This window comes from Sphingobium subterraneum (assembly GCF_014199435.1).
Taxonomy (GTDB): Bacteria; Pseudomonadota; Alphaproteobacteria; order Sphingomonadales; family Sphingomonadaceae; genus Sphingobium; species Sphingobium subterraneum.
Genome location: NZ_JACIJP010000032.1, coordinates 1 through 1,427, shown reverse-complemented (window position 1 = coordinate 1,427; position 1,427 = coordinate 1). Strand labels below are relative to the sequence as shown.

The 1,427-nt window shown below is 56.6% G+C and carries 1 protein-coding gene; it reads right to left on the bottom strand.

Annotation, left to right across the window (positions count from 1 at the left end; translation table 11 throughout):
* Positions 1–94: 94 nt before the first annotated feature.
* Positions 95–1,324 (bottom strand): glycosyltransferase family 4 protein, encoded by a 1,230-nt coding sequence (locus FHS92_RS18050; RefSeq protein ID WP_343056767.1) that lies wholly within the window; start codon positions 1,322–1,324, stop codon positions 95–97.
* Between the last annotated feature and the right edge of the window lie 103 nt (positions 1,325–1,427).

The window sequence follows — 1,427 nt, the reverse complement described above, 5'->3', positions numbered from 1 at the left end:
CTCAGACCGCTACGCCAACCTAATTCCGAATGGGACTTTTGAAAGGAAATAATGCCCCTTACGACACTTTCCTGTTCCGCTCAGCCGCACGACCCTAAGTAAGGGTCATCTGGTCTTCCTGAGGCGTTAGCGGAACGAGCCCCGCCAGTTCGCTCATAACCAGCAGCGCGCGTGCATTGTCGTCCAGACAATAGCCATGCCGGCGATCTGGAACTGCAAATTTGGTGTGTTGTACAAGTCCGACGCCATCGGTGAGCGAGGCGAGGTGAGTGGTCGAAACAGGCGGCAGGCGATCATGCTCTCCAACACTTGCAGGAAAGGGAATTACCATCGCGCCCGCTGAACGCCGCTCGAACCTCACTTTGGAAAAGACGTCGAGATATTGTTCCGCTACACTTGGCCAGACCATTTCCCGACCGCGGGCATAAGCGCGTGTCCGCATTGCGCTGCGCAGACTGTCATCTTCAATCAATTGCGCAACTGCGGTGGATAACGCGTCCGCTTCGCCGAATGAAAACAGCATCCCGCAACCATCCGAAAGCAGTTCCTGCGCATGCCAGAATGGTGTTGAAACCACAGCTTTTCCGAGTGCGACGGCATAGGCGAGGGTGCCAGAAGTGATTTGTGCCGCGTTCGGATAGGGCGAGACGTAGATGTCGCAAGCCGTCAGATATTTCAGCAAATCCTCGATTGAGAGGTACTCGTCAACGAACAGGACATGGTCGCTGACCCCCAGATCTGCAGCGAGAGCGACGAGACTGTCCCGATAGCGCTCACCCTCATGCCGGACGAGATTGGGATGGGTTGCGCCGACAACCATGTAAATGAGCTTTGGATGGTTTCGGACCAGTGCCGGAAGCGCATGAATGGCCGTCTCGATCCCCTTTCCGGGGCCAAGAAGGCCGAAAGTCATAAGCAGCGTCCGGTCGGCCAGACCCAGGTCGTGTTTCGCCATGGCGGGATCGAGGAAGGGCCGGTCCGGCACGCCGTGCGGTATGACCGCGATCTGCTCGTTGGGAACCTCATATACGGTCTGCAGAATCTGGCGTCCTTTTTCAGCCATCACGACAAGGCGGGCCGAACTCCTTATCAGGGCGTTCATTACCCGGCGCTGGGCTTCATCGGGGGCTGCCAACACTGTGTGCAAGGTCGTTACCAGCGGTGTCCTGAGCCGCTGAACCAGCTCAAGGATATGGTCTCCTGCATTCCCCCCGAAAATACCGAACTCATGCTGCAGCGAGACCACTTCAACGTCTGCGACGTTGAGAAAGTCTGCAGCTACAGCGTAAGATTGTGGATCGGACTGATGAATTTCAATCGGCACATGGGGAGTGTGGATCGGCGTGCAAAAAGGACCCCGTTAGCGGGGTGATCGGCGTCTAAAAGGGACCCCTCATTTCGATGGTTTAAGCAGCCGGCTGGATTTT